23 protein-coding genes are annotated in these 25,263 nt (G+C 72.2%); 14 read left to right on the top strand and 9 right to left on the bottom strand.

Annotation, left to right across the window (positions count from 1 at the left end; all coding sequences use genetic code 11):
- Positions 1-85: 85 nt before the first annotated feature.
- From VFB40_RS05115 to VFB40_RS05125, 3 genes are read left to right on the top strand one after another with little or no spacing between them, the layout of a single operon-like run.
- The gene (locus VFB40_RS05115; protein ID WP_324848115.1) at positions 86-406 is read left to right on the top strand and encodes a 2Fe-2S iron-sulfur cluster-binding protein; all 321 of its coding nucleotides are present in this window, start codon (positions 86-88) and stop codon (positions 404-406) included.
- Positions 407-409: 3 nt separating this feature from the next.
- On the top strand, positions 410-1,606 hold the full coding sequence (locus VFB40_RS05120; protein ID WP_324848116.1) for an NAD(P)/FAD-dependent oxidoreductase: 1,197 nt from the start codon (positions 410-412) through the stop codon (positions 1,604-1,606).
- A 28-nt stretch (positions 1,607-1,634) separates the two neighbouring features.
- Entirely contained in the window at positions 1,635-1,970 is a 336-nt protein-coding gene (locus VFB40_RS05125; protein ID WP_324848117.1) for a 2Fe-2S iron-sulfur cluster-binding protein, read from the top strand.
- Between the two features lie 115 nt (positions 1,971-2,085).
- Here the strand turns inward: VFB40_RS05125 and VFB40_RS05130 are convergent, their stop codons facing one another.
- The 3 genes from VFB40_RS05130 to VFB40_RS05140 form a co-directional block, all read right to left on the bottom strand.
- On the bottom strand, positions 2,086-3,192 hold the full coding sequence (locus VFB40_RS05130) for an acyl-CoA dehydrogenase family protein (RefSeq protein ID WP_324848118.1): 1,107 nt from the start codon (positions 3,190-3,192) through the stop codon (positions 2,086-2,088).
- Positions 3,193-3,448: 256 nt separating this feature from the next.
- The gene (cimA, locus tag VFB40_RS05135; protein WP_324848119.1) at positions 3,449-5,113 is read right to left on the bottom strand and encodes a citramalate synthase; all 1,665 of its coding nucleotides are present in this window, start codon (positions 5,111-5,113) and stop codon (positions 3,449-3,451) included.
- A gap of 14 nt (positions 5,114-5,127) precedes the next feature.
- Positions 5,128-6,180: a CaiB/BaiF CoA transferase family protein gene (locus tag VFB40_RS05140; protein WP_324848120.1), complete on the bottom strand. Its 1,053-nt coding sequence runs from the start codon at positions 6,178-6,180 to the stop codon at positions 5,128-5,130.
- A gap of 369 nt (positions 6,181-6,549) precedes the next feature.
- Between VFB40_RS05140 and VFB40_RS05145 the strand changes: the two genes are divergently transcribed.
- Genes VFB40_RS05145 through VFB40_RS05160 form a run of 4 tightly spaced genes read left to right on the top strand, consistent with a single transcriptional unit; the run spans position 6,550 to position 10,767 of the window.
- Positions 6,550-8,340: a fatty acyl-AMP ligase gene (locus tag VFB40_RS05145; protein WP_324848121.1), complete on the top strand. Its 1,791-nt coding sequence runs from the start codon at positions 6,550-6,552 to the stop codon at positions 8,338-8,340.
- Positions 8,337-8,684 (top strand): acyl carrier protein, encoded by a 348-nt coding sequence (locus VFB40_RS05150; protein WP_324848122.1) that lies wholly within the window; start codon positions 8,337-8,339, stop codon positions 8,682-8,684. Before VFB40_RS05145 ends, VFB40_RS05150 begins: the two co-directional genes overlap by 4 nt.
- A complete protein-coding gene (locus tag VFB40_RS05155; RefSeq protein WP_324848123.1) occupies positions 8,681-9,922 on the top strand; it encodes an acyltransferase domain-containing protein in 1,242 nt (413 codons plus the stop codon). The genes VFB40_RS05150 and VFB40_RS05155 overlap by 4 nt, the downstream gene beginning before the upstream one ends.
- Positions 9,922-10,767 carry a 4'-phosphopantetheinyl transferase family protein gene (locus tag VFB40_RS05160; RefSeq protein WP_414642044.1) on the top strand — a complete coding sequence of 282 codons (846 nt, stop codon included), beginning with the start codon at positions 9,922-9,924 and terminating at the stop codon, positions 10,765-10,767. Before VFB40_RS05155 ends, VFB40_RS05160 begins: the two co-directional genes overlap by 1 nt.
- A 10-nt stretch (positions 10,768-10,777) precedes the next feature.
- Here the strand turns inward: VFB40_RS05160 and VFB40_RS05165 are convergent, their stop codons facing one another.
- The 5 genes from VFB40_RS05165 to VFB40_RS05185 all read right to left on the bottom strand — a co-directional run bounded on the left by VFB40_RS05165 (position 10,778) and on the right by VFB40_RS05185 (position 17,219).
- Entirely contained in the window at positions 10,778-11,392 is a 615-nt protein-coding gene (locus tag VFB40_RS05165; protein WP_324848125.1) for a response regulator transcription factor, read from the bottom strand.
- Between the two features lie 128 nt (positions 11,393-11,520).
- Positions 11,521-12,834 (bottom strand): sensor histidine kinase, encoded by a 1,314-nt coding sequence (locus tag VFB40_RS05170; protein WP_324848126.1) that lies wholly within the window; start codon positions 12,832-12,834, stop codon positions 11,521-11,523.
- Positions 12,835-12,995: 161 nt separating this feature from the next.
- The gene (locus VFB40_RS05175; protein WP_324848127.1) at positions 12,996-14,561 is read right to left on the bottom strand and encodes a SagB family peptide dehydrogenase; all 1,566 of its coding nucleotides are present in this window, start codon (positions 14,559-14,561) and stop codon (positions 12,996-12,998) included.
- Between the two features lie 61 nt (positions 14,562-14,622).
- Positions 14,623-16,899, bottom strand: coding sequence for a TOMM precursor leader peptide-binding protein (locus tag VFB40_RS05180; protein ID WP_324848128.1), 2,277 nt, complete (start codon positions 16,897-16,899; stop codon positions 14,623-14,625).
- On the bottom strand, positions 16,896-17,219 hold the full coding sequence (locus tag VFB40_RS05185) for a hypothetical protein (protein WP_324848129.1): 324 nt from the start codon (positions 17,217-17,219) through the stop codon (positions 16,896-16,898). The genes VFB40_RS05180 and VFB40_RS05185 overlap by 4 nt, the downstream gene beginning before the upstream one ends.
- 230 nt (positions 17,220-17,449) lie before the next feature.
- On the opposite strand from VFB40_RS05185, the gene VFB40_RS05190 reads away from it, so the two are divergent.
- The 7 genes from VFB40_RS05190 (at position 17,450) to VFB40_RS05220 (ending at position 24,562) form a co-directional block, all read left to right on the top strand.
- Positions 17,450-18,265, top strand: a complete 816-nt coding sequence (locus tag VFB40_RS05190; protein ID WP_324848130.1) for an AfsR/SARP family transcriptional regulator — start codon at positions 17,450-17,452, stop codon at positions 18,263-18,265.
- A 171-nt stretch (positions 18,266-18,436) separates the two neighbouring features.
- On the top strand, positions 18,437-20,077 hold the full coding sequence (locus VFB40_RS05195) for an acyl-CoA carboxylase subunit beta (RefSeq protein WP_324848131.1): 1,641 nt from the start codon (positions 18,437-18,439) through the stop codon (positions 20,075-20,077).
- Positions 20,078-20,086: 9 nt separating this feature from the next.
- Positions 20,087-20,299, top strand: a complete 213-nt coding sequence (locus VFB40_RS05200) for an acyl-CoA carboxylase subunit epsilon (protein ID WP_324848132.1) — start codon at positions 20,087-20,089, stop codon at positions 20,297-20,299.
- A gap of 129 nt (positions 20,300-20,428) precedes the next feature.
- Entirely contained in the window at positions 20,429-21,412 is a 984-nt protein-coding gene (locus tag VFB40_RS05205; protein WP_349261351.1) for an alpha/beta fold hydrolase, read from the top strand.
- Positions 21,413-21,744: 332 nt separating this feature from the next.
- Positions 21,745-23,013, top strand: a complete 1,269-nt coding sequence (locus VFB40_RS05210; protein WP_324848134.1) for a beta-ketoacyl-[acyl-carrier-protein] synthase family protein — start codon at positions 21,745-21,747, stop codon at positions 23,011-23,013.
- Complete coding sequence (locus VFB40_RS05215; protein WP_324848135.1) at positions 23,010-24,248, top strand: ketosynthase chain-length factor; 1,239 nt, start codon at positions 23,010-23,012, stop codon at positions 24,246-24,248. The genes VFB40_RS05210 and VFB40_RS05215 overlap by 4 nt, the downstream gene beginning before the upstream one ends.
- 50 nt (positions 24,249-24,298) lie before the next feature.
- On the top strand, positions 24,299-24,562 hold the full coding sequence (locus tag VFB40_RS05220) for an acyl carrier protein (protein ID WP_324848136.1): 264 nt from the start codon (positions 24,299-24,301) through the stop codon (positions 24,560-24,562).
- A 78-nt stretch (positions 24,563-24,640) separates the two neighbouring features.
- Here the strand turns inward: VFB40_RS05220 and VFB40_RS05225 are convergent, their stop codons facing one another.
- Positions 24,641-25,087 (bottom strand): nuclear transport factor 2 family protein, encoded by a 447-nt coding sequence (locus VFB40_RS05225; RefSeq protein WP_324848137.1) that lies wholly within the window; start codon positions 25,085-25,087, stop codon positions 24,641-24,643.
- Between the last annotated feature and the right edge of the window lie 176 nt (positions 25,088-25,263).

Below are 25,263 nucleotides of genomic sequence, written 5' to 3' on the forward strand. Positions count from 1 at the left end.
AGGCCGCACCAGGCCGGCGGGGCTCGAACCCGCCGGCGAAGTTCTCGGACCCGACCGCCGCGTCGGCGAAGCTCCCGGAGGTCTGATGGCCACGATCACCTACCGCCACCCGGACGGGACCACGACCGTGCTGGACGTGCCCTCCGGAAGCAATGTCATGCGCGGCGCCCTCGCCAACGGCGTGGAGGGCATCGAGGGCGAGTGCGGTGGCGACGGCATCTGCGCCACCTGCCACGTGTACGTCGAGCACTGCCCGATCGCCTTCCCGCCGGCCGACGAGAACGAAGACGAGCTGCTCGACTGCACCGCCAGTCCGCGCCGCGACAACAGCAGGCTCTCCTGCCAGCTGCCGATCACCGACGAACTGAGCACCCTGGTGGTGCTCCTCCCGGAAAAGCAGGTTTGACACATGGCCGGAACGCCGATCGTCATCGTCGGCGCGGGGCAGGGCGGCATGCAGGTCGCGGCCTCGCTGCGGGAGGCGGGCTTCGACGGTCCGCTCACCCTCGTCGGGGCCGAGCCGCACCCGCCCTACGACCGCCCGCCGCTGTCCAAGCGGTACCTCAACGGAGAGGCCGACGCGGCTGCCCTCGCCCTGCGCACGCCGGAGTTCTACCAGACCCAGAACATCGATCTTCGAACCGGCACGCGGGCCGTCGGGATCGACCGGGCGCACAGGGTCGTCGTGCTCGACTCGGGCGCCGCTCTGCTCTACGAGCGGTTGGTCCTGGCCACCGGCAGCATCCCGCGGTGCCTGCCGGTGCCCGGCGCCGACCACTCCGACGTGCTGGTGCTGCGCACCCTCGCCGAGGCCCGCAGCCTGCGCGACCGGCTGGCCGAGCCGCGGCGGGTCGCGGTGATCGGCGCGGGCTTCACCGGCCTCGAAGTCGCGGCCGCCGCGCGCACGGCAGGCCACGAGGTGACCGTCATCGAGGCGCTCGACCGGGTTCTGGCCCGCGCGGTCTCGGCGCCGGTCTCCCGCCACGTGACCCGGCTGCACCGCGGCCGCGGCGTCAGCATCCTGTTCGGCAGGCGGGTCGAGGCGATCGAGGGCGACCCGGACGGGCCGCTGCGCGGCGTGCGGCTGGCCGGCGGCGAGAACGTGCCCGCGGACCTGGTCGTGGTCGGCATCGGCGTGCTGCCGGACACCGCGCTGGCCGAATCGGCCGGGCTCGCCGTGGCCGACGGCGTCGTGGTCGACGAATACCTGCGCACCAGCGACCCCGCAATCCACGCGATCGGCGACTGCGCCCTGTTCCCCAGCCCATACGCCGCCGACCCGCTGCGGCTGGAATCGGTGCAGAACGCGGTCGACCAGGCCAAGTGCGTGGCCCAGTACATCGCAGGCGACGGCCTGGCCGCTCAGCCGTATCGCGCGGTCCCGTGGTTCTGGACCGATCAGTACTCGGACAAGATTCAGATCGCCGGGATCACTACGGGACACGACCGGGTCGAGGTGCTCGGCGAGCAGGAGCAGGGCCGGTTCTCCGTGTCCTGCTTCCGCGGAGACCGACTGGTCGGCGTCGAATCGATCAACCGGCCGGCCGAACATATCAAGGCTCGTAGGCAGCTGGCCGCCACGGGCGACCTGGCCGGCGCGCGCTGAGCCGGCCTCGACAGGACGAGGAGACGACGTGCCTCACATCACCTATCTGCGAGCCGACGGAACCAGCGACACCGTCGACGTCCCACTCGGCACCAGCGTCATGCGCGGGGCGGTACGGGAGGGCGTGGCAGGTATCGTCGCGGAGTGCGGCGGCGCCGGCATGTGCGGCACCTGCCACATCTTCCTGCCGGAGCATGAGCGGGTCGCCCGCGGCATCACCCCGATCCACCCCCTGGAGGACGAGGTACTGGAGATCACCTCCACGCCGCGACGGGCGACCAGCAGGCTCGGCTGCCAACTCGCCGTGACTGAGCAGTGCGACGGGCTCACCGTGGAGCTGCCCGAACACCAGGTCCTGCCTTAACGCGCCACACGTCGCGTCGCGCCGAACGAAAGCCTCGGGGCGGCATCCGGTGTCCGGATGCCGCCCCGAGGCGTTGCCGGGCCCGGCTTCGATCGGGCCCGGCTGCGGCCGTTGCTCAGGCCAGCAGAATGTCCGCGAAGGTCTTCGCCGGCGCCGTCTCGAAGCGCAGCGCGACGTGGCTCGCCGCGGCCACCACGTCGCGCCAGTGCCGCTCCAGCGGGTGGGACTGGGACAGGCCGTGCGTGCCGGCCGCGCGCACCAGCGCGTTGACCGCGCTCACCAGTATTTCGGCTGCCAACGCGGCATCCCGCGCGTTGCGTGCGAGCAGTTGCGGCGTGCAGTTCCCGGCATCGGCGGTCGCGGCGTTGCGCTCCACGAGCAGCCGCGCGCCGTCGATCAGCGCGGCCGACCGCGCCAGCCCTTCGTCGCCGGACGGAGTGCGGCGAGCGTGCTTGAGCAGCTCTACGCACGAGCCGAGCGCACCGAGCGCCGCGCCAAGGGCGGGCGCGACAAAGGTCAGTGTGCCCACGGCCTGGAAGGACGTGTTGTGGCAGACCGCCTGCGAGGTGCGGTTCGGCCCGGCCAGCACCTCGGCGCGCGCGACCGAGCGGTGGTCCGGCACGAAGGTCTCCGGCAGCACGACGCTGTGGCTGCCGGTCGCCCGCATGCCGGTGCTGTCCCAGGTCTGCTCGACCCGGCACGCGGACGCCGGCAGCGCGAAGAACCGCGCGTCCCCGACTCCTTGCACCGGCCCGAGGGCGCACAGCAGTACCCAGTCGCTCCATGCGACGCCGCTCACATAGCGCCAGGTGCCGCTGACCAGCCAGCCGCCGTCGGTCTTGGTGACCGCACCGGACGGGATCAGGCCGGTGGCGATGATCGCGTCCGCTCCGTCCGCCCACAGCTCGTCCTGGCCCTCGACGGGCAGGTACGCGGCGAACCGCGCCGAATACGCCGACAGCGAGGCGAACCACGCGGTCGCGGCGCAGGCCTCGCCCACCGCGGTGACCGCGCGGGTCAGCTCGGCGAAGGTGCCCTCGGTGCCGCCGTAGCGGGCCGGCACCAGGTGCCGGGCGAATCCGGCCTCGCGTACGGCCGCGATCACCTCGGGTGACAGGTCGCCGTCCCGGTCGGCCTGCGCGGCGTTGCGGGCTGCGGACTCGGCCACGCCATGGGCCGCGCCGAGCAGCCCGGTCGAGGGTGGCGCTAGTGCAATGGACATCGCTTGCTGCCTCTCGTGCTCGGGTGGCAGGACACGCCTAGCCCGTGGCCTGCTCGATTTCGTGCGCTGATTCAGCATTCGCCGGCCCGGCGAGTACGGGGGTCCGCCGCCGGGCTCGGGTCGCGTTCGGGTCGCGGATGACCGATCGCAGCATCCTGGTGCGGGCTCGAACCGGGCTTGCCGCCCGCTGGAAGCGGGCCGCCCGGACGGCTCGGCACTATCCCCTTCCCGGCGGCGGCGGGCGGGTGGCGGTCGCTCATCCGGCGACCCCGGAGCCCGCGGCCGTGGACGCCTGTGCTTCGGTGTGCCGCTGCTCGAGCGCCGGCGGCGCGCCCCCGGGGCCGCAGGCCAGCACGTAGTCCGCGGCGTCGCTGAGGGCGAGCAGGGCGGCCGCGCCCAGGTCGCGGCCGACGCCGACCGTGCGCCAGGTGCGCCCGCCGAGACCGAACCGGATCAGCACCCTGGTCGCAGGCCGGCCGTCGTCCTCCGTGGTGATCGGCCGCGCCTCGTGGTCGAGCAGGTCCAGCGTCTCGATCTGCGGTACTGCCGGGCGCAGGGCCGCGCGCAGGGCCCGGAACAGTGCGCTGACAGGCTCGTCGGCGACGCCGGTCGCGGTCACGGTGCGGCCGTCCCGCTCGACGCGCAGCACCGCGCGTGTGGAGGTCTGCGCCCGGTCCCGGGACCCGGCCGCGGAGAGCCGCCAGGCCTCGATCTGGAAGACCCTGGGAACCGGTTCGTCGGCAAGGTGCTCCCGCAACAACAGCTCGAACGAGGCGTCGGCGGCCTCGACGGCGTAGCCGAGCCTGCCCAGCTCCTTGATCCGCAGCATCGCCCGGTTGACCCGCTCGTCCGCCGCGCGCACCTGGTAGCCGAGCTCGCGCGCCTTCAGCTCGACGGACGAGCGGCCGCCGAGGTCGGAAACCAGCACGCGGCTGCGGTTGCCGATCCGCTCCGGCTCGATGTGCTGGTAAAGGCTCGGATCCAACCGGACCGCCGAAGCGTGCAGGCCGCCCTTGTGCGCGAACGCGGAGGAGCCCACGTACGGGGCCGATGACGCCACCGGGGCGGCGGCCAGTTCGCCGATCTCGTGCGCCGTGCGCGCCATCCCGGCCAGTTGCGCGGGGGACAACAGCGCGCGTCCCTCCTTGACCGCCAGATTCGCCACCACGCTGAACAGGTTGGCGTTGCCGCAGCGCTCGCCGTAACCGTTGGCGGTGCCCTGGACCTGTCCGGCACCCGCGCCGACCGCGAGCATCGTGTTGGCGACGGCGCAGCCGGCGTCGTCATGGCAGTGGATGCCGACCGGGATGCCGCGCTCCGTCGTGGCGGCGACGATATCCGCAAGCTCGGTGGGCAGGGTGCCGCCGTTGGTGTCGCAGAGCACCACCTTCTCCGCTCCGGCGGCGATCGCGGTGTCTGCGACGGCGAGCGCATACGCGCGGTTCGCGCGATAGCCGTCGAAGTAGTGCTCGGCGTCCACGAAGACTCGGCGCCCCTGCGCGAGCAGCTGGCGCACCGAGTCGCGGATCATGCGCAGGTTCTCCGCCAGGCTGGTGCGCAGCGCGATCTCGACGTGGCGGTCGTGGCTCTTGGCGACCAGCGTGACCACCGGCGTGCCGGCCTCGAGCAGCGCGAGGATCTGCGGGTCGCGGCCGGCGTCGGCGTCCGGCCGCCTGGTCGCGCCGAACGCGGCGAGTTGCGCGTGGCTGAGCTCCAGCTCGCGGGCGGCGCGCCGGAAGAAGTCCGTGTCCAGCGGTACGGCGCCCGGCCAGCCGCCCTCGATGAAGTCCACGCCGAAAGCGTCGAGCCGCCGGGCGACGGCGAGCTTGTCCGCGACGGTCAGCGACAGGCCCTCCTGCTGGACGCCGTCGCGCAGGGTGGTGTCGTAGATCTGCACCGCTCGGCGGTGGTTCGCGGCCATCTTTCTCCTCTGCGTCACGGCGCGTGCTCTGCGGCGGCCGGAGAGCGGTCCAGGTGGTCTAGGAAGCGCGGCGCGGCGGCCGGCAGCCGAAGGCCCGCTTCGTCGCGGTAGGTGCCTCGGGCGCGATGATGCGGATGCTCGGCCGCCTCCTCGAGGCTGAGCACCGGGGTGACGCAGGCTTCCGTGCCCTCGAACCGCGTGGCCCACGAGTCTCGGTCCGCCTCGGCGAAGCGCAGCGCGAACAGTCGGCGCAGCGCGGGCCAGTGCTCCGGGTCGTCGCGGTCGGGCAGCTCATCCGGATCCAGGCCGAGTCCGCGCACGAACTGTGCGTAGAACCGCTCCTCCAGGGCACCCACCGCGACATGACGGCCGTCCGCGCAGGTGTACACGGTGTAGAAGGGGGCGCCGCCGTCGAGCAGGTTGCGCCCGCGCCCGCGGCCCCACTGCCCGGCCGCCGCCATCGCGGCCAGCATGGTGAGCAGGCTGGCGGTGCCGTCGACGATCGCGGCGTCGATGACCCGTCCCACCCCGGTCGTGCGGCGCTCGATCACCGCGGCCAGGACGCCGACCGCCAGCGGCAGCGCACCTCCGGCGAAGTCTCCGACCAGGTTGAGCGGCACCACCGGATCCCCGCCCTCGGGACCGATCGCGTCCAGCGCGCCGGAGAGCGCCAGATAGTTGATGTCGTGGCCGGGCGTGTGGGCCAGCGGACCGTGCTGTCCCCAGCCGGTCATCCGGCCGTAGATCAGCCCCGGGTTGCGTGCCTGGCACTCGCGCGGGCCGAAGCCGAGCCGCTCGGCCACTCCCGGCCGGAATCCCTCCAGCAGCACGTCGCAGCCCTCGACGAGGCGCAGCAGCTCGGCCAGCTCCCGCGGCCGCTTGAGATTCAACGCGACGCAGCGCCGACCCCGGTCGAGGCCGCGGTGCCAGGAGGCGAACGGGCGTTCGCCCTCGGCCCGGTCGATGCGCACCACCTCGGCGCCCAGGTCCGCCAACAGCGTCGCAGCGTAGGGGACGGGCCCAATCGCGGCGAGTTCCAGGACGCGCAGTCCTTCGAGCGGGCTCATGTCCGCAGTGTGGGATTCCCGGCTCGACTCCCGCTGGAGGGGACGCTCCGGCGCCCACTGCGGCGCCGGAGGACGAGAGTCGCGCATAGCGGCGCGGCTGACGATGCCTCCGCATCCGCTCGAACCGCGGCGGAGTCCCGGTCCCGGTACGCCGCAGTCCGTGGCAACCGGAGCGGAAGAGTACTGAAATGCCCGATTGGTCGGCCGGTCGGTCCGGGCCCGCCCCGCCGGACGGCAACGGCTGTTCGAGGAGCCTTCGAGAATGCGGACACATACTCCGACCTGAGGCCCACCGGCCTCGGCGCGACACACGCGGAATCCTTCCGCGGCGCCGGGGCGCCGGGCCACAGACGGGACAGGGGGACGGAGATGACCGGACGCCAAACGTTCACCGAGCTGGTGCGGCGGCACGCCGCAAACCGGCCCGGACGGGACGCGCTGATCGTGGTGGACGAGACCGGCCGGACGCGGCGGATCGGCTACGCGCGGCTGGATCGTGAGTCCAGAACCCTCGCCGCGTGGCTGCACATCCACGGCGCGACCGGCGAACGCGTGCTGATCCAACAGCCCGACGCCTACCAGTTCGCCGTGTCGCTGTTCGCCTGCCTGTACGCCGGCGCGATCGCCGTGCCCGGCCCGAATCCCAGCGGGCTGCGGCACTCCGAGCGCAGGGTGCTCGGGATCGTGCGGGACGCCGGGGTCCGCTTCGTCATGACAGACGGTCACAACGCCGGCGCGGCCAGCCAGGTTCTCGCGCTCGGCGGCTACGGGGAGGTCACCTGTGTGGCGACGGACACGCTGCTGAGCCTGCCCTCCGCCCCGGAGCCGTCCGACTGGCGCATGCCCGAGATCAGCCCGGACGCCGTCGCGCTGCTGCAATACACCTCGGGCTCCTCCGGCGACCCGCGCGGCGTCATGGTGAGCCACGCCAACCTGCTCGCCAACCAGGCGGCGATTCAGCAGACCCTGCGTACCACACCGGACACCGCGGTCGGCGGCTGGCTGCCGCTGCACCACGACATGGGCCTGATCGGGCAGCTCCTGCACCCGCTGTGGCTCGGCGCCACCAGCGTCCTGATGTCGCCGATCTCCTTCGCGAAGCACCCGGCCAACTGGCTGCGGCTGATCTCCGAGCACCGGCTTGCGGTGTCCGCGGGTCCGAACTTCAGCTACGACCTGTGCCTGCGCAAGATCACCGACGAGCAGCTCTCCGGAGTGGACCTGAGCGACTGGCGCTGCGCCGTCAACGGCGGCGAACCGGTGCGCCCGGAGACCATGCGCCGCTTCGCCGAGCGCTTCGCCCCGTTCGGGCTGAGGCCCTCCGCGCTGCGCGCGGGCTACGGCCTGGCCGAGGCGACGCTGATGGTCGCCTGCACCGCGGGCGGACGGGGAGCCCCGGCGGTCGAGGCGGACCGCGCCGCGCTGGAGCAGCGTCGGCTCTGGCCGCCCGCGGCGAACCGGCCGAGCCGGACCCTGAGCAGTTCGGGGCGCGTATACGGACACGAAGTCAGGATCGTGGACCCGGAGACCGCGGCCGAGCTGCCCGACGGCGCCGTCGGCGAGATCTGGCTGCGCGGTCCGAGCGTCGCCTCCGGCTACTGGGGCCGCCCGCGGGAGAGCGCGGAGGGTTTCGCCGCGCGCACCTGCGCCGACGAGCGCGGCTTCCTGCGCACCGGGGACCTAGGCTTCCTGAAGGACGGCGAACTGTACGTCACCGGCCGGATCAGCGATCTGATCATCGTGGCGGGACGCAACCTGCATCCGCAGGACATCGAACAGTCGATCCAGCGGATCAGCGCCCTGTTCGGCGCCGCGGTCGCCTTCCCGGTCGAGGCGGACCGCGAGCACGTGGTGCTGGTGCAGGAGGTGCGCCCCGGTTCCACGGGCGGCGAGGCGGACCTGGCCGAACTGGCGACCGCCGTGCGGGAGCGGGTGTCCGCGGAGTTCGCGGTGCAGGCCGCCGGAGTGGTACTGGTGCGGCCGGGTACGGTGCGCCGCACCACCAGCGGCAAGCTGGCGCGCAGCGCGGTGCGCTCGATGTTCCTCGAAGACCGGCTGGAACCGCTGCACGAGCTGATCGACCCCCGGATCCGGCAGCTGGTGCGGCCCAAGGGCCGGGTACGGACAGCCGGCGGGTCGGCCGGGAAGGCGGCGGCGTGAACGCGCGATTGCTCACTCTTCCGCACGCGCAGCGCGAGGCCGCGCTACGCGAGTGGCTGGTGCGCCGGCTGGCCAGGTACCTCGGCCGTCTGGACATCGACCCGCTGGTCCCGCTCGCCGAGTACGGCATCGACTCGCTGGTCGCGCTCAATCTCTACGGCGATGTCGAAGAGGAACTCGGCCTACCCGTCGACGTGTGCGTAGTGCTCGACTATCCGACCGTCGCCGCCCTTGCGGAGCATCTGTCGCAGCAGGCTGAGGACAACGCCGGGCGACCTCGTGCCGCCGCTCCCGGCGCTGCCCACCCCGGCGATACGCGAACCTCAGACAGGAGCCGGCCATGAACGCAGGGAGCGAACCCGCGCCCCGAATCGCCTTCGCTTTCACCGGGCAGGGCGCGCAGTACCCGGGAATGACCGCCCGGCTCTACTTCGGACACGACGGCTATCGCCGCCGCCTGGACGCCGCCGCGGAGGCGCTGCGTCCGTACACCGGGACTTCGATCACGGACCTGATCGTGCGGGGCGACCTGAGGGTCCATCAGACCGGATTCACCCAGCCGACTATGTTCGCCGTCGAATACGCCCTCGCCGCCACCCTGCTGGACGCCGGGGTCAGGCCCGTGGCCGTGATCGGTCACAGCATCGGCGAGTTCGCCGCCGCGGTTGTCGCCGGAGCGCTCAGCCTCGATGACGCCGCGCTGCTGGTAGCGGTACGCGGCGCGTACATGCAGTACCTTCCGAGCGGCGGCGGGATGCTCGCGGTGCGCGCCGCGCCCGAGCAGCTCGAGCGGTTCGTGCGGCGCGAGGCGAAGGTCGGGTTCGGCGCGTTCAACGGTCCGCGTGCCACGGTGCTCTCCGGCGACCTCGGTGCGCTCGAACGCATCCAGGACGAGCTGGCGGCGCTCAATGTGCTCGCCCGGCCGCTCCAGGTGTCGCACGGATTCCATTCGCCGCTGATGCAGCCGATGCTCCAACGCTTCGCCCGGGTCGCTTCGCGGGTGCCGCCGCGCGCGCCGAAGCTGCCGTTCTACTCGACCGTGCGCGGCCGCAGACTGCTGAACGAGGCGCTGGGCGCGCTCTATTGGACCGAGCACATCAGCGCGCCGGTGCGGTTCGCCCAGGCCACGCAGCGGCTGCTGGCGGAGCAGGGCCTTGACACGGTACTGGAGATCGGCCCGAAACCGGTGCTGGCCAAGTTGATCAAGGCGATGGCCGGCGACGGCGGCCCGGCCTGTGTGCCGGTTTGCCGCAGCGAGGACACCGACGCGGCCGCGCTGGCCGCGCTGATCGCCGACCTGCTGCCGAACGACGCCCTGGCCGACGACCCGGTGCGGAAGGCGGTGTACGCCGCGGTGGCGCGGTTGGTCAACGACCCCTCGGTGCGTCTCGGACCGGACGTCGCGCTGCGTGGCGACCTCGGCTTCGATTCGGTGATGGTGATGCAGCTGACGTATCAGCTCGAACAGCAGCTGCCCGCCCTCGGCAAGCTCTCGCTGCCGGACATGCTCGACAGCATCGTCACGCCCGCGACCCTGGTGGAGTACCTGCACGGCCAGCTCTCCGCCGACCTGGCCGCATGATGGCCGGTGTGGGCCCCGGGGGCGTTTCCGGAGGGCCGCTGGGCCGTCCGCTGCTGATTGAGGGGCCTGACGGGCCGTGGGAGGCGGTGCGCCGGCGGCTGGCCGAGGCCGGCGGGGTCATGGTGTACGGGCGGCTCGCCGACTGGCTGCCGGAGGATCCGGACGATCCCCGACTGCGGCTGCTGCTCGGCCGCGACTGGTCACGCGCGCAGCGTATGGCGCACCGGCACATCCGGTCGCGGTTCGTCGCGGCGCGGCTGCTGCTCAAGCATGCGGCGGCCGCCGTGATCGAGAGCCGGCCCGAGCTGCTTGAGCTTGCTTACAAGCCGGGTGGACGGCCTTACCTGCGCGGCTGCGACCAGATCGACATCAGCCTGAGCCACACCGATGAGCTGCTCGTCGTCGGCATCACCCGGCGCGGCCGGATCGGCGTCGACGTCGAGTTGGCCGACCGCCCGATGTCGGGTACCGGTACCGAGAACCAGGCCTGCACGCCGTACGAGCTGGCGATGCTCAAGGCGATGGCGGAGGCCCGCAGGAACGGTGCGCTGGTGCGTCTCTGGACGCTGAAGGAGGCCTACAGCAAGGCCATCGGGCAGGGCCTGCGGTTCCAGTTCACCGAGTTCGGCTTCCGGCTCGGCGACCCGCGCGCCAGGGTCCTGCGGCCGGACGGCTCCCCGGGCACCGGCGACGAGTGGACCTTCGGCACGTGCGCGGTGGACCGGCGCTACACCGTGAGCGTCGCGCTGTTCGACGCGGGCTTCGGCGACACGGTGGACACGGCGGCCGGAACCATGCTCGATCCCGGGCTGTTCGAGGCCCTGACCGGGGCCGGCCGCGGTTAGCCGCGGCCGGCTAGGGGATCCAGCCGGCGTTCTCGGCGATCCGGATCGCGTCGACCCGGTTGCGCGCGCTCAGCTTCGTGACGATCGTCGTCAGGTAGTTGCGCACCGTGCCCGGTGAGAGGTAGAGCCGCGCGGCGATCTCCACCGCGTCGGCGCCGCGCGCGGCCAGCCGCAGGACCTCCAGTTCACGCTGGGAGAGCGGATTGTCCCGGCAGTCCCACGCGGCGACCGCCAGCTGCGGATCGATCACGCGCAGGCCGGCCGCCACGTTGCGCACCGCGTCCGCCAGCTTCGCCGGGGGAGCGTCCTTGAGCAGGAATCCGGCCACGTGCGCGCTCAACGCGCGGCGCAGGGTGCCTGGGCGGCCGAGGCTGGTGAGGATCAGGGTTCTGCAGGACGGCAGCCGGTCATGCAGCAGTGCCGCGGCGGTCAGCCCGTCGATGCCCGGCAGGTCGATGTCGATGACGGCGACGTCCGGCCGGTGCGCGAGCGCGGTCGGCACGATGTCGTCGCCGCTGTCGACGTCCGCGACCACCGTGAGGTCGGGCTCCAGGTTCAGCAGCGCCACCAGGGCGCCGCGCACCATGTTCACATCCTCCGCGAGCAGAATGGTCAACTGCTTCATCGCATGATCCGGCTCCCCGTGATCGCCGAGGTCAGCTCCACCGATGGCTGCGCGGGCGCCCGTGTTCGCGTTGACAGTCACAAGCGGGTCCGCGATCGTGCCCGTTCGATTCAGATTACCCGTCAAGACTACTCATCGACAGCCTGATCGGCAGACCTCCGCGTCGGATCGGGGGCCGGGCCCGCCGACAACGCGACCGGTCCGGCCCGCTCGGACACCGGGCGGCCCTGGCGCAGCGGCGCTTGCGCGACGAGTCTGAAGGTGTGGTCCGCGCCCGGCCCCGCGATCAGCCGGCCGCCGATCGCGGCGAGCCGCTGGGCGAGGCTGCCCAGCCCGCTGCTGCCGGCCGCGTCCCCCGCCTGCTCGCCTGGCGTGCCGACGCCGTCGTTCACGAGTTCCAGCTGCACCATGGCGTCGGCCGCGCGCCCGGTGATGCTGCAGCGCTCCACCTTGCTGTGCCTCAGCATGTTGGTGACGCCCTCGCGCAGCACCGTCGCGAACACCGTGTCCACGGCCGCCGGCAGCTGCGGCATGGCGACATCGACCGACAGGTCCACGCCGGTGGCCAGCAGCATCGACTCGACGCTGGCCACCTCCTCGGCGAAGCAGAGATCGCGGTAGCTGCTGGCCACCGTGCGAAGGTCGGAGAGCGACTGCCGGGAGATCTCCAGGATGGATTCGAGCTCCTGCCGCGCCCGCTCGGTCTCCCCCTCCACCAGCCGATAGGCCAGCTCGCTCTTCAGCGTGATCGAGGACAGGCTGTATCCCAGCAGGTCGTGCAGGTCGCGGGAGAAGCGCTTGCGCTCCTTGGCGACCGCCGTCCTGGCCAGTTCCGCGCGCGCCGAGTGCAGCTTGGTGACCAGGTCGGTCAGCTTGGTCAGCCCGAGGAGCGCCAGGCCGGTGTTCGCCGTCGCCACGCCGAAGTAGGCGATCCACACCGCGGGCTCGTGGGTGACGGCCGCGATCACCGCCATGCTGCCCGCGCAGACGGCGAACAGCGCCCAGGCCACCGGGCCGCGCAGCAGGATGAGCAGGGAGCCGGCCAGGAAGCCGGCCATGCCGCCCCACAGCTCGTGGAAGAGCGCGAACGGCAGGTAGGTGGCTGTGGCCTGCACGGCAAGGGTCGCGATCTTCGTACGCAGCGTCCAGTCATAAGCCCGCGTCAGGCTGTGCGCGATCTGGAGGATGAAGACTACTGCCATACAGACGTAGGAGCCGCTGTTCGCCAGCGGGTCCCCCGGATTGTCGGTCGGGAGGGTGAGCGCTCCGACGAAAACATACGTGCAGAGCAGGAAAAGCAGGATGTTTCGCGCGATGAGCGGGGCGGGCGCGTCCCGGCCCACATCGACAGCCAGCGCCAGCTCGTCCTGCGTGTCGGCGTCCGACTCCCGAAACGACCCCGGTGCGGCGCGCCATTGCGGCATTGTGCGGTCGGTGGCCATGCCACTCCTCGCGAGTAACGACGTAGACCTTGAATATATGGCCGGATCGGTTTCTAAGGGAGGTTGCGGGAGCATATCGGCACGCGGAAGTCCGCGTCCGCGCGCGATCAGGAGCCTGATCTGCCGGTTCGACGGCCGCACCCGCCGCCGCGGCGCTGCGGTCATCGGGCCGGCGGCAGCCGGGCGCGGCAGAGCTCGGCCCAGTCCGCGTCGTTGACCGGGTGCCGCGCCCCGCGGTCCGCCGCCGCGCGGCGCGCGGTGCGACCGACCGTGAAGCCGCCCACGCAGGACTCGGTGAGCCAGTCGAGGCCGAGGATCCGGGCCGAGTCCTCGATCTCCCCGGTGCCGATCGCGCACGCCGCCAGGCCCATGGCGGCGGCGACCAGGTAAAGGGTCTGCTGGGCGACGCCGACGTGCTTGAGCGCCAGCGCGTAGCCGAGGCCGGCGTACTTCCAGAACAGCCGCTCGAACCGCGCCGTGATGACGATCAGGACCGGCGGCGCGCCGGCCATGTTGGCGGCCGTGCGCGCCTGCGCCAGCAGCAGGTCCGTGTCCGCGGCTTCGGCGTCGACGGGCGCCAGGGCGTGTTCGGCGGCGTCGTAGGCGTAGACGCCCCGGGCCACGCCTTCGCAGCGGTCGACGACGACGAAGAACCCCAGCTCGTGGATCGCCCCGCCGGCCGGGTAGGGCCGGTCCATCGTGGTGGCCTGCTCGGGAGCGGAGCCTTCCGCGCCGATCAGAGACCTGATGCGCAGGCTCCGGTACAGCAGCTCGCCGAGTTGCGCGGCGGTCAGCGGGCTCTTGCCGAACCTGCGGACCGAGCGGCGACCCTCGAGCACCGCGGTGAACGGCGGATCGCGGTCCAGCAGCTCCGTCAGCCGCGGCCGGCTCAGCGGGATCCTCGGGCCGTGGCGCGGCAGCTCGGGAAGCAGGGTCAGGCGCGCCTCGCCGCCGAGCGGGTAGGTGGCGCCGAAGTCGCGGTCGTGCCGGCCGAGCGTGCTGGAGACGTGGAACGCCAGATCGGTCCTGGTCCAGCCGCGCAGCGACGGGTCGTGGTCCTCGGCGAAGCGGGGGCTGCCGGGCGCGCTGTCCGGCTCGCTCTGCACGACCATCCCGGCCGCGACCAGGTAGGCGAGCGTGTTGGACGCCAGTTCCTGCGGCATGGTGGCCAGCGCCGCGGCCTCGGCCGCGGTGCGCGGCCGAGCCAGCGTCGCGACCAGCCACGCGGCCTGCGGGGCGTGCAGCAGCACATGGTGCAGGGAGAGCGGTGACTCCAAGCTCAGCGCGGTGCCGTCGGAGCCGAGAGTCGCGAACACCGACAGGCGTACCGGCAGGTCCGGGTCGAGCGGCTTGACCTGGAACGCGGCGCGCGGCGACATGGGTATCACCGACACCAGCGGCTGCTCCCCGTGTCCCGCGCTGAGCGAGCGCACGATCAGGTGGCGCAGCCGTTCCAGGGTGACGAACAGCGTCGCCCGGTCCGCCGTGCTCAGCGGCCCCGATCCCGAAGGCTCGCCGAGCACGTTGGTGAGCGAGACCGGGCCGAGCTGCATCCGGTGCAGGAATTTGGTGACCGTCTCCGGCAGCTGCTGCAGGACGACATCCCCCCAGCGGCCGTAGAGGGTCACCGAGCCGTCCGGCGCGTACGGCTCGACGAAGACGTCTTCGCGTAGTGACCAGAGTTCCTTCGATCCCTCGCCGGGATCCCCCAGGTGAAGCGTGTACATGGTGATCGGTCTCCTGCGCCCCGGGGGCCGGGCCGCGCTTGGTGGGTTCTGCTTCAGAGGCCTAGACGAACAGCGGAATCGGATTGAGTCGCTCATAAGGCGTCGGTTCGGCCAGCCGGTGCAGCGCGACCGGCACGTCGTACAGGCGCCCCGGGGCAAGCCGCGCCCAGAAGTGCCGCAGGCCGGGCACGATCACCTTCACCACCGGGATGCCGAGGTCGGGTCGGGTCTGGTCCAGCACCAGCAGTTCGAGCCCCCGCGAGCGGGTCAGCGCCGTGATCGCCTCGATGTCGTCGAGCAGATCCGCGGCGGGGGTGTACCGGTAGTCCTGCGCCCCGACCGCCTTGCCGCCCGCGGCCGGCAACAGATATTCAGGGCACCGTCTCGCGCAATGGGCCCACCACGCGTCGAGATCCGGGTCTCCGGCGCTGTCGCGGCACACGACCGCGCCGAACAGCTGGCCCATCTCGGTCAACGCCCGGCGCAGCGCGATCCGCGGGTCGAAGTGCGCGCCGAAGCCGAAGACGATCCGTCCGCCCTCGGCGCCCGCCTGCCGCGAGAGCGCGGCGAACACCGGGATGCCGAGATCGGAGGTCAGATCCAGCGCCCACACCTCGCGGCCGAGCCGTCGGTAGTGCGCGCGCAGGGCCTCGATCCACGGCTCGTCGAAGGAGTCGAGGTCGAGCGCCGGGTGCGTCGTGCGGTTGTACCACCACAGCGCGACCGCGTCCCGCTCCACCAGCTCCAGGAAACCCTGCACGATCGCGTCCTCGAGGCAGCTTCCGGCCGCGTTCCCGTTGGAGTTCGCGGACAACTGCCCGGACCACTGCGGGCCGCGGCCGAAGTAGAGCAGTTCGGTCGGCAGCAGCCGCTGGGTCTGCCCGGTCAGCGACCAGACCGGGGTCCACTCGTGCACGGCTTTCTCGTCGAAGGGTTCGCACACGTGCTGGAGCGCCGAGTGCGTCTTGTTCCAGCGCCGGCGGTCACACAGTTGGCGCTCATGGAAGAGCTGGCAGCGATCGGGATGGACGGCCAGTTCGCCGAGCGAGCGGTAGCTGGCCCGCACGGTCAGCTCGTCGCCCTGCCGGACGGCGCTGTAGCGCTCGGCGGCCTCGCACAGCGCGCCGACCCGGGCCTCCAGCGCGGTGACCCCTTTGCCGCTGCTCTGCGCGCGGACCCCGGAACGCAGCCCGGCGAGCGAACGCGTTCGCACGGCCAGATTCGGGCCGGAGACGTAGCAGTTGAGGAAGTCAGGCACCCCCGCGGCGGGTTCGAGCGCCTTCGTGATCCCGGTGACCGGGCCGACCAGGTGCTGGTAGCGGGCCAGCATCGCCTCGGCGGACAGGGCTCGGTGACCGCCGCCGGTATCCGCGGCCTTCGGCTGCGAGCGCGGGGTGATCGGCCTGCGCGCGAGCCGTGCCATCATCGCGGGGTCGCCGCACTCCGGGCACTGCGGCCGGCGCGCGACCGTGTGCCGGGTGCCGTGCAGCGTCATCGTGTCCAGCGTGTAGACGGAATTCTGCTCCGCCTGCCGTACCCCGGCCAGCCACTTGGCGGCTTCCAGCACCGCGAACTGGATCGCGACGGACCGGGCGGCGGCTATGGACGCCTCCGGGTAGCGCACCCGTGATCCAGCCGCCTCCGCACGGCTGATCCACGGTTCGCAGCGGCGATGGTCGCCGAGCCGCTTGGCCAGGCAGGACCAGCACGGCCCCGCGCCGGGCTGGAACAGCGGCCCGATCCAGGGCTGCGGTCCGCACGGCTTGGCCAGCAGCCACGCCTGGCCGCTCGCGCGCTGCGCCGCGTCGATCGCGGCCAGCTCGGGAGCCAGATAGTCATCGCAGAACACGAGCGTGAACGCGCCCGCCGGACACGCCTCGCCCTCGAGGGTGCTCAGCGCGGAGGCCCGGCACGCCTCGCGAGCGGCGGCGTGGTCCACCTCGCCGATCGAAATCAGGCGCACCGGCGTCCTGCCGAGCGCCTCCGCGGCCAGCGGGCCGTCGAGGCCGGCCAGATCCCAGTAGGCCTCGGCCGCGGCGTCGCGCGGCGGACCTGTTCGCGTGCTGTCTCGGAATGCCAGCAGATCGGCGTCGAAGAGCTGGCCGATCAGGCGGCCGACTTGGGCTGCGGTCATCGCGGGGGTGGCGTCGCGCACGACGCCGGCCAGCGTGCGGCTGCCGTCGAGCAGCGGCGCCAGCACCTCGATGAAATCTCCCTCCAGAGCAGTCACCCCGAGCGGAGACAGCAGATATGCCGCCTCGCCCGGGATGACCGCGCTGCGCAGATGCCGCTTGAACCCGACCAGCCGGCCCGTGTCCGGACCGTCTGCGGTGATCACGCCGAGTTCCTCCTGACCGGAACCGGGTCGCCCTGCGGCTCGGGCTCGTCGTCGCCCGGCTCGGTGCCGCAGAAGTTCACCGTCTGGGTCAGCCGGTGGCCGCGGGCGTGCTCCAGATCCTCGATGATCAGATCGGCGCCGCAGTACGGCTCCAGGGCCGGCGCCTCCTCGCGGCGGGCGACCTTGAGCCCGAACTCGGCCAGTACGGCGCACGGATCCGCGGCGTACCGCACGACCAGCTCCGGCTCCATCCAGCTACGAGCGACGAGTTCGGCGAAGCGCCAGTCGCGTTCGACCGGCGTGTTGCTGACGTTCGACATGACGGATCTCCCCTCCGGATCTTCGTCAGCCGTTCGCGCTGACACCATCGATAGTGCGCGCCGGTGTTCGGCGCCGAACAGTGTCGGGCTCACCCGCGGGGCGTGAGTTCTTCACATCCGCACTCATGAGCCCGTCACTGGCTGCTGGATCGGCCGTGGTGCCATTCTCGACGGGCGGTCGTCGTCACGGTCTTTGGCCGTTGGACGCCACCTCGAAGGGAGGCCGTGAGATGGATGTCAAAGTTCTCGGTCCGGTGTGCATCGAGGAGCAGGGCACCTCGATCGTGCCGAGCGCGAGCAAACCGCGTCAGGTCCTCGCCCTTCTCGCCCTGCGCGCTGATCGTGTGGTCACCGTTCCGACGCTGGTGGAGGAGCTGTGGGGCGCGGAGGCCCCGCGCAGCGCCGCCACCACCCTGCAGACCTACGTGCTGCAACTGCGCCGCCTCATCGGCGCCGCGCTGGCTCCCGACCCGAGCAGGCACGCCAAGGATGTGCTGGTCACCCGGCACGGCGGCTACCTGCTCGAGGTGCAGCCGGGGCGGATCGACGCGGACGAGTTCAACCAGCTGGCCGCCGCCGGACGCCGTGCCTACGAGGCCGGCGACGACCATCTGGCCTCGGAGACGCTCAGCCGGGCGCTGCGGCTCTGGCGCGGTCCGGCGCTGCTCGACGTGCGGGCGGGGCGGGTGCTCGAACTCGACGTGCTCGGCTTGGAAGAGGCCAGGATGGGCGCCCTCGAGCGCCGGATCGAGGCGGATCTGCGACTCGGCCGGCACGGCGCGCTGATCGGCGAGCTACGGGTGCTGGTGGCGCGGTATCCGATGCACGAGAACCTGTGCATGCAGCTGATGCTCGCGTTCTATCGCTCCGGCAGCGCCTGGCGGGCCCTGGAGTCGTTCCACCAGCTGCGCAACACCCTCAACCGGGAACTGGGCCTCGAGCCGTCCGGGCGGGTGCACCGGCTGCAGCAGGCGATCCTGCGCTCCGACCCGGCGCTGGACCTCGAGTCGCCGCGCGAGGCCTCGTTCGACCGCTTCGTGGCCTGAGCCGCTCTGCCGACGGGCTGCGGTCGCCGCGATATCAGGCGCCTGCCGGTTCTCCACCACGCCGCGAGGAGCGCTGCCTACGGTCCCGCCAGTTCGGCAGTCCGCCGACTGCCCCGCGCGGCCGCCTTCCCCCGCGCGGGGCGCGTGGCGCCCCGCAGACAGGGAGAGTGCATGGAAACCGCGGCCCTCGAAGAACTCGACGCGAAGCTGGTGGCCGAGGCGATCGCCGAGGCCGAGCAGGCCGTCGGCGCCGCCGCCCGGCCGGGACTGCGCGAAGTAACCGTCGACCTGTCCGCGCTGCGGGAGCTGGTGCAGGCGGGCCCGGACGAGGAGGCCACCCGCAGGCAGCACGAGCGCGGCAAGCTGACCGTGCGCGAGCGGCTTGACCTGCTGTTCGACGAGGGCACCTTCACAGAGGTCGAGACGCTGCGCCGGCACCGGGCCAATGCCTTCGGGCTGGACCGGCGCCGGCCGTACGGCGACGGGGTAGTCACCGGCTGGGGCCTGGTGCACGGCCGGACCGTATTCGCATTCGGACACGACTTCCGGGTGTTCGGCGGGGCGCTGGGCGAGGCGCACGCACAGAAGATCCACAAGGTCATGGATCTGGCCGCGGCGGCGGGAGCGCCGCTGGTCGGCTTGTGCGACGGGGCGGGCGCGCGGATCCAGGAGGGCGTGACCGCGCTGGCCGGCTACGGCGGCATCTTCGAGCGCAACGTGCGCATGTCCGGGGTCGTACCGCAGATCAGTGTGATCCTCGGGCCGTGCGCCGGCGGCGCGGCGTACTCCCCGGCGCTCACCGACTTCACGTTCATGGTGCGCGGCAACGCGCAGATGTTCATCACCGGCCCGGACGTGGTGCGCGCGGTCACCGGCGAGCAGGTGACGCATGAAAGCCTCGGCGGCGCGGATGTGCACGCACGCGCCTCGGGCGTATCAGCGTTCATTCATGACGACGAGGCAGCCTGCTTCGAGGACGTCAGGTTCCTGCTCTCACTGCTGCCGTCCAACAACGCCGAGCTGCCGCCGGCGGCCGAGTGCGGCGACCCGGCGGACCGCCGCGTCGAAGCGCTGCTCGACTTGGTGCCCACCGAACCGAATCAGGCCTATGATGTGCGCGCGGTCATCGGTGAGATCGTGGACGACGGGGAGTTGCTGGAGGTCCACGAGCACTGGGCCGGCAACGTGGTGTGCGCGCTGGCGCGCCTGGATGGGCACGTCGTCGGCATCGTGGCCAACCAGCCGCTGGTGATGGCCGGGGCGCTGGACATCCACGCCAGCGAGAAGGCCGCGCGGTTCGTGCAGCTGTGTGACGCCTTCAACATCCCGCTGGTGACGCTGGTGGACGTGCCCGGCTTCCTGCCCGGCGTGGATCAGGAGAGCAACGGCATCATCCGGCACGGCGCGAAGCTGCTGTACGCGTACTGCAACGCCACCGTTCCGCGCGTGCAGGTCATCCTGCGCAAGGCGTACGGCGGCGCGTACATCGTGATGGACTCGCGGTCGATCGGCGCGGACCTGTCGTTCGCCTGGCCGGCCAACGAGGTCGCGGTCATGGGCGCGCAGGGCGCGGCGAACGTCATCTTCCGCAAGGAGATCGCCGAGTCCGCGGACCCGGAGGCGACGCGGGCCCGCAAGATCGACGAGTATCGCAGCGAACTGATGCATCCGTTCTACGCGGCCGAGCGCGGCCTCGTCGACGACGTGATCGACCCGGCCGACACCCGCAAAGTCCTGATCCGCTCGCTCGCGATGCTGCGGCACAAGCACGCCGACACGCCGGAGCGCAAGCACGGCAACCAGCCGGTCTAGGCGGGTGCGATGACCAGGTTCGCGCCGGGGGAGGCCGACGTGCGAATCCTGCGCGGGCACCCCACAGAGCAGGAGATCGCGGCGCTGGTCGCGGTCGTGGCGATGCTGGGCGCGGGCCGGCCGCGCACTGATGACGCCCAGCCCCGACTCGTCCGCCGCCGGAGCGGCCACCGTCAGTACCAACACCGCTCGGCCGCGTCCTGGCGCGGGCGGCGTCCATGAGGGCCGAACGCGGCGCCTGCATCAGTGAGGGAGAGCACTGTGACCACCGACAGCACCGCGACGGCCGCGCCGACCTCAGCACGCAATCGCAGAGCCCTGCGCGTGGTGCCCGAGTCGGTGCCGCTGCCGATGGCCCGCCTGCGGTATCGGACCATACACGGGCACAAGCACGCCTTCCGGATGGCGGGCAACGGTCCGGCGGTGCTGCTGATCCACGGAATCGGCGACTCCTCCGAGACCTGGGCGCCGATCGTGCCCGGCTTGGCCCGTAATCACCGGGTGATCGTGCCGGACCTGCTCGGGCACGGCGAGTCGGACAAGCCGCGCGGCGACTATTCGATCGGCGGCTACGCCAACGGGATGCGCGACCTGCTGTCCGTGCTCGGCATCGACCGGGTCACGCTCGTCGGCCACTCCCTCGGCGGCGGGGTCGCGATGCAGTTCGCGTATCAGTACCCGGAGCGCACCGAACGGATCGTGCTGGTGGCCACCGGCGGGGTCGCACGCCACGTCACCCCGCTGCTGCGCGCCGCCTCGCTGCCGGGCGCCGAGCTGCTGATGGCCGGGATGAAGCTGCCCACGGTGCGCTGGCAGGTCACCGCCGCGGTCAAGCTGCTACAGCTGTCCGGGCTGCCGCTGGGCCGGGACGCGCCCGAACTGCTGCGCGTGCTGGACGCCCTGCCGAACGCCGACTCCCGCCTCGCCTTCGGCAGGACGCTGCGCGCGGTGGTGGACTGGCGCGGACAACTGGGCACGCTGCTGGACCGCTGTTACCTGACCGAGGGCATGCCCACCATGCTCGTGTGGGGCGACAAGGACCCGATCCTGCCGGCCTCGCACGCCTGGCTCGCGCACATCGCGATGCCCGGCAGCCGGCTGGAACTGTTCAGCGACACCGGACACTTCCCGTTCCACACGCAGCCGCAGCGGTTCCTGGACATCCTGCTGGACTTCATGGCGACCACCGAGGCGGCCGGCTTCTCCGCGGAGGAGTGGCGGCAGATGCTGCGCAACCGCAGGGTCAAGCCGCGCCGCGCAGCCCGGCCGGCGAGCGCCGCGCCGCCGCAGGACGCCGGGGCCCCCGACCCGGCCGCCCGGCCCGAAGCCGCCTGATCCGGCGGCGCGAACCAGGGTTTTGATATTTCCGGCGATCGCCTTCCGCAGCCGCTCGAGCGGACGTCGAGGAAGGTCGCCAACCATGCGCGTACACGGTCCCGCTCCCCGCTCATCCGCGGGGAGCCGGACCGAGGACCGGCAGCCGTCCGCCACCGCGGGCGCGCCCGGTAGCTGCCGGGACCGGGCGGGACACGATCCCGCCCGTCCCGGCACCCGGCTGGAATCGGACTTGAGAAGGGACCGACCTCAGTGAGGACTATCCGCACACCCGACCCCGGCCGGCGCCGCCCGTCCGCGAGCGGCCCGTCCGGGCAGAGCAGGGGTCGGCGATGAGCCGCGCGGTCGCCATCACCGGCCTGGGCGTGGTCGCCCCCGGCGGCGTCGGCACGAAGGCGTACTGGGAGCTGTTGACCTCCGGGCGCACCGCCACCCGCACGATCACCCACTTCGACCCCTCGCCGTTCCGCTCCCGGGTGGGCGCCGAGGTCGACTTCGACCCGATCAAGGCCGGGCTCTCGCACCAGGACGCCCGCCGGATGGACCGGGCCTCCCAGTTCGCGGTGGTCTGCGCCCGCGAGGCGCTGGCCGACAGCGGCCTCGACGTCGAGTCGCTCGACCCGGGCCGCGTCGGCACCACCATCGCCACCGCGGTCGGCTGCACTACGAGCCTGGAGCGCGAGTACGTCGTGGTCAGCGACACCGGCACCAAGTGGGAAGTAGACCACGAATACGTGGTGCCCGAGCTGTACCGGCACTTCGTGCCCAGCTCGGTCGCCGCCGAGGTGGCCTGGGCCGCGGGCGCGCAGGGCCCGGCGTCGATCGTCTCGACCGGCTGCACCTCCGGCCTCGACGCGCTCGGCTACGCGGTCGACCTGATCCGCGAGGGCAGCGTCGACGTCGTGGTGGCCGGCGGCACCGAGGCGCCCATCGCGCCGATCACCGCCGCCTGCTTCGACGCGATCCACGCCACCACCCCGCGCAACGACGACCCCGAACACGCCTGCCGCCCGTTCGACCGCACCCGCAACGGCCTGGTGCTCGGCGAGGGCGCGGCGGTGCTGATCCTGGAGGAGCTGGAGAGCGCCCGCCGCCGCGGCGCGCACATCTACGCCGAGATCAGCGGATTCGCCTCGCGCTGCAACGCCTACCACATGACCGGCCTCAAGCCGGACGGCCGCGAGATGGCCGAAGCGATCCGGGTCGCGCTGGACGAGGCGAGGCTGAACCCGGAGGCGATCGACTACATCAACGCGCACGGCTCCGGCACCAAGATGAACGACCGGCACGAGACCGGCGCGTTCAAGGCGGCGCTCGGCGACCACGCGTACCGCGCCCCGGTCAGCTCGATCAAGTCCATGATCGGGCACTCGCTCGGCGCGATCGGCGCGCTGGAGATCGCCGCCTGCGCGCTGGCCATCGAGGAGAACGTGGTGCCGCCCACGGCCAACCTGCACGAGCCGGACCCGGACCTCGACCTCGACTACGTCCCCAACACCGCCCGCGAGCACCGCACCGACGCCGTGCTCAGCGTCGGCAGCGGCTTCGGCGGCTTCCAGAGCGCGCTGGTGCTCAACCGTGTCGGCAGGAGGGAAGCATGAGCGCGTCAGCACCCGTAGTCACCGGGCTCGGCATCGCCGCGCCGACCGGGCTCGGCGTCGAGGAGCACTGGCAGGCCACGCTCGCCGGACGCCCGGCGATCGGCCAGTTGACCCGCTTCGACGCCAGCAAGTACCCCTCCCGCCTGGCCGGCGAGGTCACCGGATTCGACGCCGAGGCGCGCATCCCGAGCCGGCTGCTGCCGCAGACCGACCGCAGCACGCAGTTCGCGCTCGTGGCCGCCGAGGAGGCACTGGGCGACGCGGCGGTGAACCCGCAGGAGCTGCCCGAGTACGGCATGGGCGTGATCACCTCGGCCTCCGGCGGCGGGGTCGAGTTCGGCCAGCGCGAGCTCGGGCTGCTGTGGAGCAAGGGCAAGGAGTACGTCAGCGCGTACCAGTCCTTCGCCTGGTTCTACGCGGCCAACACCGGCCAGATCTCGATCCGGCACGGCCTGCGTGGCCCGAGCGGCGTCGTGGTCACCGACCAGGCCGGCGGCCTCGACGCGATCGGCCACGCCCGCCGGCAGATCCGTAAGGGGACTGAGTTGGTGGTGTCGGGTGGGGTCGATGGAGCGCTGTGCCCGTGGGGCTGGATGGGGCAGCTGGCGACCGGCCTGCTGAGCCGCTCCGAGGACCCGGCGCAGGGTTTCCTGCCGTTCTCCGCCGCGGCGAACGGCTACGTGCCCGGCGAGGGCGGAGCCATCATCGTGGTCGAAGACGCCGATGCGGCTCGCGCGCGCGGAGTCGAGCGCGAGTACGGCCGGATCCTCGGCTACGCCGCGACCTTCGACCCGCGCCCGTCCTCGCAGGACGCTGAGAACGATCCGCTGGCCGGCGGCGGGGGACTGCTGCGCGCGGCCCGCCAGGCGATCGCCGACGCGGGCCTCGCCCCGGCCGACATCGGCGTGGTGTTCGCCGACGCCGCCGGCACGCCGCGGCTCGACCGGGCCGAGGCGCTGGCGATCAGCGCGCTGTTCGGCCCGAACGGAGTGCCGGTCACCGCGCCGAAGACGATGACCGGCCGGCTGATCGGCGGCGGCGCGTCCCTCGACGTGGCCACCGCGCTGCTGAGCCTGCGCGACCACGTGATCCCGCCGACGATCAACGTCCCCGAGCCCGCCCCCGGCCTGGCGATCGACCTGGTCACCGAGGCCCGCGAGACCGACGCGCGCACGGCCCTGGTCCTGGCCAGGGGTTACAGCGGGTTCAACGCGGCTCTCGTCGTCGGCGCCTGAGCACCGCACGTACCGAAGAAGAACCGCCAACCGAGCAAGGAGTGCCGAGCATGGCCCAAACGATCGACCGCGAAGTGCTGACCAGGTTGCTGCGCGAAAGCGCCGGGGTGGAGGAGGGAGTGGACTTGGACGGCGAGGAGGTCCTGGACACGCCTTTCGTCGAGATCGGCTACGACTCGCTCGCGCTGCTCCAGGTCACCGGCCGCATCCGCCGCGAGTACGGTATCGATCTGCCGGACGACGCGGTCTCGGACGCAGAGACCTTCCGCAGCCTGCTGGAGATGATCCAGTCCGCCCCGGTAATCGCTTCCTGACGAACCGTTACACGACGCAGCCGCCGTCTCCCTTCCCCGGGAGGCGGCGGCTGTGCTTGTCCTGCGTGCCGCGTGCGGCTAGCGCAGATCGTCCCGGACCACCTGGCGGTCCCTGATCTTCAGCTCGCCGTCAACGCGCACCAGCAGGTCCTCGCAGACCGTGCTGAACTTCAGCGAGGCCGTGCCGCCGTGCGGGATCTCGATGACCGTGGCGTAGCTGCGCACCAGCAGCTCGCCGTCGCTCTGCTCGGTCACGGTGATCATGCCGAGCCAGTGCCGGTGGCGGATGTCCGCCTCGTCCAGCGCCTTGCGTGCGGCCAGCGCGCCCGCGGCGATCTTGTCGCGGCCCTGCACCGGGTGCGGGTGGCCGTTCGCGTCGAAGACGCCGTCCTCGGTGAAGGTCTGCGCCCACTGCGCCGTCAGACCGTCGTCGAGCAGGCGCATCTGCCAGGCGTAGAACTGCTGGACCTCAAGGTAGAGGTCCGCGGAGACCGGCTTGCCGGCCGCCTCCAACAGGGCATCCATGCGAGTACTCCTCTTTCGTCAGCCCACAGACGGCCCCGCGCGGTGGCCGTCTCCGTGCACTGAGGGTCGGGAACGCTGCTCGACGCCGTGTGGAGCCCGTCTCGAGCTCGCCGGCCCCCGCCGGACCGCGCCGTGCGGCACCAGAACCCTGCGAAGCGGCCGTCCACCGGCTCTCG

This window comes from Actinocrinis sp. (assembly GCF_035650855.1).
Lineage (GTDB): Bacteria > Actinomycetota > Actinomycetes > Streptomycetales > Catenulisporaceae > Actinocrinis.

Excerpts from the sequence above, each read along its gene's own strand:
- VFB40_RS05145 (WP_324848121.1), top strand. The coding sequence starts at position 6,550 with ATGACCGGACGCCAAACGTTCACCGAGCTGGTGCGGCGGCACGCCGCA.
- VFB40_RS05220 (WP_324848136.1), top strand. The coding sequence starts at position 24,299 with ATGGCCCAAACGATCGACCGCGAAGTGCTGACCAGGTTGCTGCGCGAA.
- VFB40_RS05195 (WP_324848131.1), top strand. The coding sequence starts at position 18,437 with ATGGAAACCGCGGCCCTCGAAGAACTCGACGCGAAGCTGGTGGCCGAG.
- VFB40_RS05165 (WP_324848125.1), bottom strand. The coding sequence starts at position 11,392 with ATGAAGCAGTTGACCATTCTGCTCGCGGAGGATGTGAACATGGTGCGC.
- VFB40_RS05225 (WP_324848137.1), bottom strand. The coding sequence starts at position 25,087 with ATGGATGCCCTGTTGGAGGCGGCCGGCAAGCCGGTCTCCGCGGACCTC.
- VFB40_RS05115 (WP_324848115.1), top strand. The coding sequence starts at position 86 with ATGGCCACGATCACCTACCGCCACCCGGACGGGACCACGACCGTGCTG.
- VFB40_RS05200 (WP_324848132.1), top strand. The coding sequence starts at position 20,087 with ATGACCAGGTTCGCGCCGGGGGAGGCCGACGTGCGAATCCTGCGCGGG.
- VFB40_RS05215 (WP_324848135.1), top strand. The coding sequence starts at position 23,010 with ATGAGCGCGTCAGCACCCGTAGTCACCGGGCTCGGCATCGCCGCGCCG.
- VFB40_RS05210 (WP_324848134.1), top strand. The coding sequence starts at position 21,745 with ATGAGCCGCGCGGTCGCCATCACCGGCCTGGGCGTGGTCGCCCCCGGC.
- VFB40_RS05140 (WP_324848120.1), bottom strand. The coding sequence starts at position 6,180 with ATGAGCCCGCTCGAAGGACTGCGCGTCCTGGAACTCGCCGCGATTGGG.
- VFB40_RS05190 (WP_324848130.1), top strand. The coding sequence starts at position 17,450 with ATGGATGTCAAAGTTCTCGGTCCGGTGTGCATCGAGGAGCAGGGCACC.
- VFB40_RS05205 (WP_349261351.1), top strand. The coding sequence starts at position 20,429 with ATGGCCCGCCTGCGGTATCGGACCATACACGGGCACAAGCACGCCTTC.
- VFB40_RS05160 (WP_414642044.1), top strand. The coding sequence starts at position 9,922 with ATGGCCGGTGTGGGCCCCGGGGGCGTTTCCGGAGGGCCGCTGGGCCGT.
- VFB40_RS05175 (WP_324848127.1), bottom strand. The coding sequence starts at position 14,561 with ATGTACACGCTTCACCTGGGGGATCCCGGCGAGGGATCGAAGGAACTC.
- VFB40_RS05130 (WP_324848118.1), bottom strand. The coding sequence starts at position 3,192 with ATGTCCATTGCACTAGCGCCACCCTCGACCGGGCTGCTCGGCGCGGCC.
- cimA (WP_324848119.1), bottom strand. The coding sequence starts at position 5,113 with ATGGCCGCGAACCACCGCCGAGCGGTGCAGATCTACGACACCACCCTG.
- VFB40_RS05185 (WP_324848129.1), bottom strand. The coding sequence starts at position 17,219 with ATGTCGAACGTCAGCAACACGCCGGTCGAACGCGACTGGCGCTTCGCC.
- VFB40_RS05120 (WP_324848116.1), top strand. The coding sequence starts at position 410 with ATGGCCGGAACGCCGATCGTCATCGTCGGCGCGGGGCAGGGCGGCATG.
- VFB40_RS05155 (WP_324848123.1), top strand. The coding sequence starts at position 8,681 with ATGAACGCAGGGAGCGAACCCGCGCCCCGAATCGCCTTCGCTTTCACC.
- VFB40_RS05170 (WP_324848126.1), bottom strand. The coding sequence starts at position 12,834 with ATGGCCACCGACCGCACAATGCCGCAATGGCGCGCCGCACCGGGGTCG.